We start from the raw sequence: 9,945 nt of genomic DNA, 5'->3' as shown, positions 1-9,945 counted from the left end.
GGAGTAATGATTTATTGGCACGTGGAAAAGAACTCTACATGTATTTATTCGCAACTAAAATCCTGTTCTTCATCAGAAGTAGCTTCTATGATCGAAGGGTTACTTCGTCATTGTACAAATATGGAAGTAGAAAAAAACTACGTGGATACACACGGTCAAAGTGAAGTTGCCTTCGCTTTTTGTCATTTGCTTGGATTCCAACTAATGCCGAGATTTAAAGCCATTCATGCTCAAAAACTGTATCGTCCAGATGTAGGCATGCAAGACTCATATCCAAACTTACAGCCTGTTTTAACAAGAGCGATTAATTGGAGTTTAATTGAACAACAGTATGATCAAATGATTAAATATGCAACTGCTTTACGATTGGGTACAGCTGAAACAGAGGCGATTCTCAAGCGTTTCACTCGTAATAGTGGGCATCCAACGTATCGGGCACTCAGCGAATTAGGAAAAGTGTTAAAAACGATCTTCCTTTGTGAGTATTTATCATCAGAAGAAGTCCGAAGAGAAATCCATGAAGGGTTAAATGTTGTTGAAAACTGGAACTCAGCCAATAGCTTTATTTTTTACGGAAAAGGAGGAGAGATTCAAACAAACCGAATGGAAGATCAAGAAGTCGCTGTACTTGCTCTCCATCTTCTTCAAAACTGTTTGGTTTTAATTAATACACTGATGATTCAAGAGGTACTTTTGGAACAAAATAAATCTCTTCTTCAAAAGTTAACTCCTGAGGATTTTAGAGCCTTAACACCATTAATCTATGCCCATGTAAACCCGTATGGGACATTTAAGCTAAACATGCAAGAACGTCTGCCAATTGAAAGATCTTCCTAAGAATTACGATATATCTTTTCTTTTTAAAGAGAAACTTACCGTCATGGGGTCCGGAAACGATTTAAAGAATAAGGGGTCACTATGAAAAACATCACCAAAAATCTAAAATTAGATGTTAAATGACCATAAATTGTGACAATTTGAACCCCCTTAGCGATTAAGGGGGTGATAAATAGAAATGTATAGAGTATTTATTATAACTAAATTATTAATTTAGATAGGCATGCTTAAACTTGACACCAAGTAAATATATATACTATGCGTGGTTATCTTATGGAGGTGTATGTATGCATAAATGTCATTGCTGCCAAGGAGCAGGATGTTGTCGTTATTGTGGTGGTGCTGGTATGTGCTGTTGTTGTAGTGGGAGAGGATGTCATCATTGTCAGGGAAGTGGATGTTGTCCGTGTTGTCATGGTGGCAAAAGATGTGGTTGTTGTGGTGGATCAGGTGTTCAACCAATGTAAAGCTTACTAATTCTATTAAAACGGGAGCTTGTTACTCTAAGCTCTCGTTTCTTATGTTTGTAGTGTTAGAAATCTAGTGAGTGTTAATTAGCAGTATAGTATAATATCATTTGACACATCAATCATTTTTACATAAGGGGGAAAAGGGATGAGAAAAATAATTTTTTCTTTAGCATTTTTAGTAGTGATGGCATTTAGTGGTTCTGTTTATGCAGCACAATCGGAAGAGATGGATTGTTGTCAATCAAAAAAAGAATGTATGGAAATGTGTGAGGAAATGAACTGTCAAATGGATTGTTGTGAAATGACGAAAAATGGAAAAATGAAAATGAAAGATTGTAAGAAAATGATGAAAAAGTCAAATATAGATTGCTGTTAATTTAGTATAAAAGGATCTTCCAGTCGAAACAACCCATTGATTTTACTACATTTTAAACAGGGTACACTCAGAATAAACAAAAAAAATAAAAAGACCCTAATTTGGATTAGGGTCTCAGGCTGTCGACAAAGTCGGCAGCCATTTTTTTGTGTGCCAGGCATGTTCATCAACTAGACGGTGAAAGTCCGTTATGGGCGTCGGGATAGCGAACCATTAGTCGAAGGCAAGGGTGTCCATGGCGACATGGAATCTGAAGGAAGCCCTAGGCAAATCCTTGGTCTGAGGTATACGAATCACATTAGAGGTCGTTATTTTAGGACGAGTTTGCAAAACAAAACAAAGTCCAAAATATCCTCGGTAGAATAGCGATAAATGTGGCAGATATATGAGGAGAAAGTGGATGAACTTACCCTGGGAGATCTCTTAGGCACCCTTTAAAATAGGAACTTACATAGTGATATGTAACTGAACTAAGAGAAGTCAGCTGAAGTCGTAGTACCATCTAACGATGGGAAGGACGGAACGAAAGGAGGAACCCTGTTAGAGTAACATGACAAGGAAACAAAGACACAGCCAACCATTAGATGACTAAAGATAGAGGTGATACTCGGAAAGTAAGAGTCTATCTTTAGAGTGGAGTTATCCTTGTGCAATCTCAAGAACATGGGAGCCAATATGAAATCAGATAAAACATTAATTGAACAAATTCTCGATAGAGATAATCTAAACTCTGCCTTCAAGAAGGTTAAGAAGAACAAAGGAGCAGCAGGTGTCGATGCGAAAGATGTAGAAGCTACTCGCCTTTATCTGAAGGAAAATGGGCTAGAGATTATCCACTTAGCGAGAGAAGGAAAATACAAGCCTCAACCAGTTAGAAGGGTAGAGATACCAAAATCAAATGGCGGAAAAAGAAAACTAGGAATCCCCACTGTGACGGACCGAGTGATTCAACAAGCAGTCGTTCAAAAGTTAACTCCTATCTTTGAAAAGCAATTCAGCGAATATAGTTATGGTTTCCGTCCTAATAGAAGTGCCCATCAAGCAATTGAACAGGCAAGAAGTTACATTGAGGAAGGTTATACGTATGTGGTGGACATCGACTTGGAGAAATTCTTTGACAAAGTGCAACACGACAAACTAATGGCACTAATCGCAAAGACGATTGATGACAAGCCAACCTTGAAACTAATTCGAAGATTTCTACAAGCTGGGATCATGGAAAACGGTGTGGTGACAGTAAATAGAGAAGGCACACCACAAGGTGGTCCATTAAGTCCACTACTTAGTAACATTATTCTAAATGAATTGGATAAGGAACTTGAGAAACGAGGACACAGATTCGTCCGGTATGCGGACGACTGTAACATCTACGTTAAAAGCATAAAAGCTGGAGAACGAGTTAAGGTCGGGGTAACTCAATTTATTGAAAGAAAGCTTAAACTAAGGGTAAATGAGGAAAAGAGTGCAGTGGGAAAGCCGAACGCACGTGTATTCTTAGGGGTGAGCTTCTACCGAAAGAAAACGAGAGTATACGTGCCAATAAAGTCGAAGGAAAGATTCGAAATGAAATTAAAGAAGCTAACGAATCGTAATTGGGGAGTAAGTATGGAATTTCGGATTATGAAGATAAATCAACTCATTCAAGGCTGGGGCAACTATTTTAAAGTGGGAGACATAAAGAAATATGCAGAAAAGATAGATGCCCATACAAGACGCAGATTAAGAGCGTGTAGATGGAAAGAGTGGAAGAAACCGAAAACAAGATACAAAAACCTGATTAAACTCGGTGTCTCAAAAGACAAGGCAAAAAGATGCGCCAATTCAAGGAAGAAATATTGGTGCATCTCCAAAAGCCCTCAACTAGATTTTGCCTTAAACAATGAATATTGGCAAAAGTTAGGCTTAAAATCTTTATATAATGTGATTTCATAAACTTTCGAACCGCCGTATACGGATCCGTACGTACGGTGGTGTGAGAGGTCGGCGCCGTGAGGTGCCTCCTACTCGATTATCTTGATAATGTTCAATATGTGGTATGTGATCCATGTTTTTTTATGAGTAAATAGGGAAAAGTTACAAAGAATAAAATTATCACTAATGAAAATGGAGATGAATGATATGGCAGATACAAATCAAATGCCTCGGGAAGAGGGCATAGATCATAGCTTAAGCCTTATGAGAGAAGGGTACATGTACATTTTGAACAGACGTAAAAGTTTTAATTCTGATATATTTGAGACCCAATTGCTAGGAAAGAAAGCAATTTGCATGGTAGGAAATGAAGCTGCGAAAGTTTTTTATGACACTGAAAAATTCAAAAGAAAAGATGCAGCACCGAACCGGGCGGTTCAAACATTGTTTGGGAAGAATGGTGTGCAGGCATTGGATGGACAAGATCACAAACATCGGAAAGAAATGTTTATGTCCATCATGTCTCCTAAAGGACTTCAAAACTTAACAAACATTACAAAAATACAGTGGAAGACAGCACTAAATAAATGGGGACAGATGGATGAAGTTATTCTTTATGAAGAAGTAAAAGAAATCCTATGCAGAACAGCCTGCCAATGGGCAGGTGTCCCGTTGGAAGAAGACGATGTTAAGGAATTGACAAAAGACTTGGCGGCGATGTTCGAGTCTCCGGCTGCCGTTGGTCCAAATCATTGGCTAGCGAGAAATGCAAGGAATAAAGTGGAAAATTGGATTGGTGAGTTGGTTGATAAGGTGCGTAATGAGGAAATAAATCCTCTAGAAGATACAGCATTACATATATTTGCCTGGCATCGCGATTTAGAAGGGAATCTTTTGGATACCGAGACTGCTGCTGTGGAAGTGATCAATATCTTGAGACCTATTGTGGCGATCGCTATATTCATCAATTTCACTGCGCTGGCATTGTATCATTATCCGGAAGAAAGGGAGAAACTAGAATCCCATGATGAAAAATATGCTCAGATGTTTGTACAGGAAGTTCGCCGTTTTTATCCGTTTTTTCCGTTTGTCGTAGCATTGGTAAAAAAAGATTTCACCTGGAACGGCTATAAATTTGAAGAAGGCACATTAACTTTACTGGATCTTTATGGCACAAATCATGACCCTGAAATTTGGGGAAATCCAGATTTGTTCAGTCCTGATCGGTTTGCTAAATGGGAAGGAAGCCCATTTGGCTTCATTCCGCAGGGTGGTGGTGATTACTTTATGGGTCATCGCTGTGCTGGAGAGTGGGTCACCATTGAGGTCATGAAAGTAAGTCTTGATTATCTGGCCAAGCGTATGGAATATGAAATTCCTAACCAGGATTTAAGTTACAGCATGGTGAGCATGCCAAGTATTCCACATAGCAAAGTAGTGATAAAAAATGTTAAACGAAAGTTATAATTACACTAAATTTTTGTAGATAATTAGCTTATTAAGTTCGCCTTTTGCCGAACAAGATAAATGACAAAAGTTGATTTCTTAATCACAGAAGTCTGTTTTATAAGGTGGACACCTTAATTAATGGAGAGCCAGCCGCAAAGCCTATTTTTCTCTAATAAAGATATAAATTGGGCTTTTTATATTGAAAAACTTTTCAAGTTTTAAAACTGGCACACTTACAATATTCCTAGTGTATCCAACATAAAAAGGAAATTAAATTTAGTTATAAGAATAATTAATTACTGCAAACTAAAAAAAACCTGCTTTTTATGCGAATTATATTCAAACGTATATTTGACTATTTGTTTTTGTTCACATATAATAATATTCAAATGAATATTTGATTGATATGAGGTGAAAAATTTGCAAAATGATGCATGTGAAGTTACGTGTATAGATGAAGAAAAAGTCAATAGAGGTAAAAATGAACTACTCCAACAAAATCCTTTGGAAGTAGCCAAAGTTTTTAAAGCTTTATCGGATGATACTAGGATTAAGATTGCGTATGCTCTTTCTTTGGAAGATGAATTGTGTGTATGTGATGTAGCAAATATTGTTGGTGCTACAACTGCCACAACATCTCATCATTTGAGGTTACTTAAAAATCTTGGATTAGCTAAATATCGAAAAGAAGGTAAGTTAGTTTACTATTCATTAGATGATGATCATGTAAAGCAACTAATACAGGTTGCATTTGCACATCAGAAGGAGGTTGTAAAAATTGTCTGAAGCAAAAGCATTAGAGGCTGAAAAAAATGTTTATCGCGTTCAGGGGTTTACATGCGCAAATTGTGCAGGGAAGTTTGAAAAAAATGTTAAAAAACTTCCAGGAGTTCAAGATGCAAAAGTGAATTTTGGTGCATCTAAGATATCCGTTTACGGTGATACAACGATTGAAGAGCTAGAAAAAGCTGGTGCATTTGAGAACCTTAAAGTGGCTCCTGAAAAACCAAGGCGGGAAGCTAAACAAGAGGTTAAAGAGGATAAAAATGTTTACCGTGTTGAAGGATTTACATGTGCAAACTGTGCTGGGAAATTTGAGAATAACGTAAAACAGCTCCCAGGAGTTCAGGATGCAAAAGTAAATTTTGGTGCATCTAAGATATCTGTTTACGGTGATGCAACAATTGAAGAACTAGAAAAAGCCGGTGCATTCGAAAATCTTAAAGTGACTCCTGAAAAATCGGCTCGCCAAGTTTCACAAGAGGTAAAAGAAGATACGAAAGAAGAAAAAGTGCCGTTTTATAAAAAGCATAGTACTCTACTGTATGCTTCCTTATTGATTGCATTTGGTTACCTTTCCTCGTCTGTGAACGGAGAAGAGAACATTGTTACTACCTTATTGTTTTTAGCATCCATGGTTATTGGAGGGTTGTCACTTTTTAAAGTCGGTTTGAAAAATTTACTACGCTTTGAATTTGACATGAAAACCCTTATGACAGTAGCTGTTATAGGTGGTGCTATTATTGGAGAATGGGCAGAAGTTGCCATTGTTGTTATTCTCTTTGCAATCAGTGAAGCACTTGAGCGATTCTCTATGGACAGAGCAAGACAATCGATTCGTTCATTAATGGATATCGCTCCTAAAGAGGCACTCGTTAGACGTAATGGACAAGAAATAATGATTCATGTCGATGATATTGCTGTTGGGGATATTATGATTGTAAAACCTGGTCAAAAGATTGCGATGGATGGTGTAGTCGTAAATGGCTACTCTGCAGTCAACCAAGCAGCTATTACCGGTGAATCAGTCCCTGTTGAGAAAACAGTTGATGATGAGGTATTTGCAGGTACATTAAATGAAGAAGGATTACTTGAAGTAAAAATAACGAAACTTGTAGAAGATACAACGATTTCTAAAATTATTCATCTTGTAGAGGAAGCACAAGGAGAACGGGCTCCTTCTCAAGCATTTGTCGATAAATTTGCAAAATATTATACACCGATCATTATGATCATTGCAGCATTAGTTGCTATCGTCCCTCCTTTATTCTTTGATGGTAGTTGGGAAACATGGGTTTATCAAGGATTAGCTGTTCTTGTTGTTGGTTGTCCTTGTGCGTTGGTCATATCGACTCCGATTTCGATTGTTTCAGCGATTGGGAATGCTGCGAAAAAAGGTGTTCTTGTAAAAGGCGGAGTTTATTTAGAAGAAATGGGTGCCTTAAAGGCCATAGCATTTGATAAAACAGGTACATTAACAAAAGGAATCCCAGCTGTAACTGATTTTAATGTGTTGAACAAACAGATAAATGAAAAAGAATTACTATCCATCATTACTGCATTAGAGTATCGTTCTCAGCATCCACTTGCATCTGCGATTATGAAAAAAGCAGAAGAGGAGAACATTTCTTATTCTGACGTACAGGTAGAGGACTTCTCTTCTATTACAGGTAAGGGTATCAAAGGTATTGTAAACGGGACGACTTATTATATCGGTAGCCCGAAACTCTTTAAAGAATTAGCAATTTCTAATTTCGATAAAGACTTAGAGCAAAATGTTACTACTCTTCAAAATCAAGGTAAGACAGCCATGATTATTGGAACCGAAAAAGAAATACTTGCAGTTATTGCAGTTGCTGATGAAGTTCGTGAATCAAGTAAGGAAATTATTCAAAAGTTACATCAACTTGGAATCAAAAAAACAATTATGCTTACAGGTGATAACAAAGGTACTGCTAATGCTATCGGAGGGCAGGTTGGAGTATCTGATATTGAGGCAGAACTAATGCCACAGGACAAATTAGACTTTATTAAACAGTTAAGATCCGAGTATGGCAATGTAGCTATGGTAGGAGATGGTGTCAATGATGCACCTGCATTGGCCGCCTCAACAGTTGGTATTGCAATGGGTGGAGCTGGTACAGACACCGCCCTGGAAACGGCAGACGTCGCTCTAATGGGAGACGATTTAAGAAAACTTCCATTCACTGTAAAACTTAGCCGAAAAACTCTAAATATAATCAAAGCTAATATTACTTTTGCAATTGCTATTAAATTTATTGCCTTACTATTGGTTATCCCAGGTTGGTTAACGCTATGGATTGCTATCCTTTCTGATATGGGTGCAACCCTTCTGGTAGCACTAAATGGTTTGCGACTAATGAGAGTGAAAGAATAAAGGGAAAAGGGCTTTCCAGACTGATTGGAAAGCCCTTTTCTAAAAATGATCTCATTAATAGTATAACTTCTAAATATCCAGCCTAATTAAAAATGGAAAGATTGGGTATAAGTAAAACAGCAGCTTTTATATTACATATTGGTAACCACATGGGACAAAAACGCTTTCATCCTTAATTTAAAATAATTCTTTTCAATCTTTATAAAATCGAAGGAGGAAACTGAAATGACTGTTGAAGGAAAAAATGATGTAGATCTGTTAGTTATAGGCGCAGGATCAGGAGGTTATGTAGCTGCCATACGTGCTGCTCAGTTAGGGAAAAAAGTGGTTTTGGTGGATAAAGCAGAACTAGGAGGGGTTTGCCTTAACCGTGGTTGTATACCTTCAAAGGCTCTTATTAGTGCTTCTGAACGAGTAAAACACATAAAACATGCCAACTCAATGGGAATAAAGGTTTCTGGTGAAGTTGAAGTAGAGATGCCAGAAGTAGTGAAGTGGAAGGACGGTATAGTAAATAAACTAACGAATGGAGTTCGGACTTTACTAAAAGGCAATGGAGTGGAAGTTATTAGTGGGGAAGCTTATCTTACTGAACCCTATGTTGCCAAAATCAAAATTGGTAACGAAGAAAAATTCTTTTCATACAAAGACTTAATCCTTGCGATAGGATCATTACCTACTGAGTTAAAAAGTATGCCATTTGATAGAAAAAGAATTATCTCTTCAACTGAGGCATTGATGCTTCAAGAAGTACCAAAACATTTAGTTGTAGTAGGTGGTGGTTATATCGGTTTGGAATTGGGTACTGCTTATGCTAAATTCGGAGCTAAAGTGACCATCCTTGAAGGATCAGATACAATTCTTCCAGGTACGGACCCTATGCTTACAAATGTAGTAAAACGTCATTTAAAGGAACTTGGAATCACAGTTATAACGAATGCTTTAGTCCAAGGTGGAGAAAATACAGGCGATGAAGTAAATGTTCAAGTTCAGGTTAATGGGAAGGAAGAGATAATTAAAGGGGATTATTGCTTAGTTTCCATTGGAAGAAAACCGAACACAGGAAAAGTTGGATTGGAAAATATCGGGGTTGAATTAGATCAACGCGGTTTTATTAAGATAAATCATACATGTCAAACAAATGTTGAACATGTATATGCGATCGGGGACTGTGCTGGTGGTTACCTCCTTGCTCATAAAGCTAGTTATGAAGGTAAGATAGCTGCAGAGGTAATAAGTGGACTAAAAAGTGTAATTGATTTTCAGGCAATGCCTTTTGTTATTTTTAGCGATCCTGAAGTAGCCTATACAGGTTTAACGGAGAAGGAAGCAAAGGAAGAAGGATATGAAACGGTTTCTAGCCGTTTTCCATTCCAAGCTAACGGCAGAGCTTTATCTGTTTCGGATGCCGATGGTTTTGTACAAGTTGTGGCGGATAAAGAATCTAATCGGGTTTTAGGTGTACAAATGGTAGGGCCAGAAGTATCATCTCTTATTGCTGAAGCAGTTTTTGCAATTGAGTCAGGGGCAACGGCAGAAGATCTCAGCCTTACAATTCATGCACACCCAACTTTACCTGAACCACTCATGGAAGCAGCTGAAGGCGTTATGGGACATGCTATTCATATGCTGAATAAAAAATAATTCGAACAGTTAGAGCATATTTAATTTAACTAGGCCTGCACAATCATACGTGCAGGTCGAATTATTTATTTTGGAGTGAC

Annotated in this window: 8 protein-coding genes; all 8 read left to right on the top strand. The window is 37.7% G+C overall.

What is annotated here, in order from left to right; genetic code table 11:
- On the top strand, nucleotides 1-837 hold an 837-nt coding region (locus ACEWK1_RS12995), incomplete at its 5' end, for a transposase (protein WP_416636359.1).
- Between the two features lie 273 nt (nucleotides 838-1,110).
- Complete coding sequence (locus ACEWK1_RS12990; protein ID WP_212138012.1) at nucleotides 1,111-1,314, top strand: hypothetical protein; 204 nt, start codon at nucleotides 1,111-1,113, stop codon at nucleotides 1,312-1,314.
- Nucleotides 1,315-1,452: 138 nt separating this feature from the next.
- Nucleotides 1,453-1,683, top strand: a complete 231-nt coding sequence (locus ACEWK1_RS12985; protein WP_047943204.1) for a hypothetical protein — start codon at nucleotides 1,453-1,455, stop codon at nucleotides 1,681-1,683.
- Nucleotides 1,684-2,358: 675 nt separating this feature from the next.
- Complete coding sequence (ltrA, locus tag ACEWK1_RS12980) at nucleotides 2,359-3,615, top strand: group II intron reverse transcriptase/maturase (RefSeq protein ID WP_212138011.1); 1,257 nt, start codon at nucleotides 2,359-2,361, stop codon at nucleotides 3,613-3,615.
- A gap of 186 nt (nucleotides 3,616-3,801) precedes the next feature.
- Nucleotides 3,802-5,061, top strand: coding sequence for a cytochrome P450 (locus ACEWK1_RS12975; RefSeq protein ID WP_285849226.1), 1,260 nt, complete (start codon nucleotides 3,802-3,804; stop codon nucleotides 5,059-5,061).
- Nucleotides 5,062-5,463: 402 nt separating this feature from the next.
- Nucleotides 5,464-5,829, top strand: coding sequence for an ArsR/SmtB family transcription factor (locus ACEWK1_RS12970; protein WP_019380900.1), 366 nt, complete (start codon nucleotides 5,464-5,466; stop codon nucleotides 5,827-5,829).
- Nucleotides 5,822-8,221: a heavy metal translocating P-type ATPase gene (locus ACEWK1_RS12965; RefSeq protein WP_212138009.1), complete on the top strand. Its 2,400-nt coding sequence runs from the start codon at nucleotides 5,822-5,824 to the stop codon at nucleotides 8,219-8,221. Before ACEWK1_RS12970 ends, ACEWK1_RS12965 begins: the two co-directional genes overlap by 8 nt.
- Nucleotides 8,222-8,446: 225 nt before the next feature.
- Complete coding sequence (gene lpdA, locus ACEWK1_RS12960; RefSeq protein WP_212138008.1) at nucleotides 8,447-9,865, top strand: dihydrolipoyl dehydrogenase; 1,419 nt, start codon at nucleotides 8,447-8,449, stop codon at nucleotides 9,863-9,865.
- Nucleotides 9,866-9,945: the final 80 nt, after the last annotated feature.

The organism is Metabacillus sp. YM-086 (assembly GCF_048059995.1).
In the GTDB taxonomy this organism is placed as follows: Bacteria; Bacillota; Bacilli; order Bacillales; family Bacillaceae; genus Metabacillus; species Metabacillus litoralis_B.
This window is presented reverse-complemented; position numbering and strand designations above follow the sequence as displayed.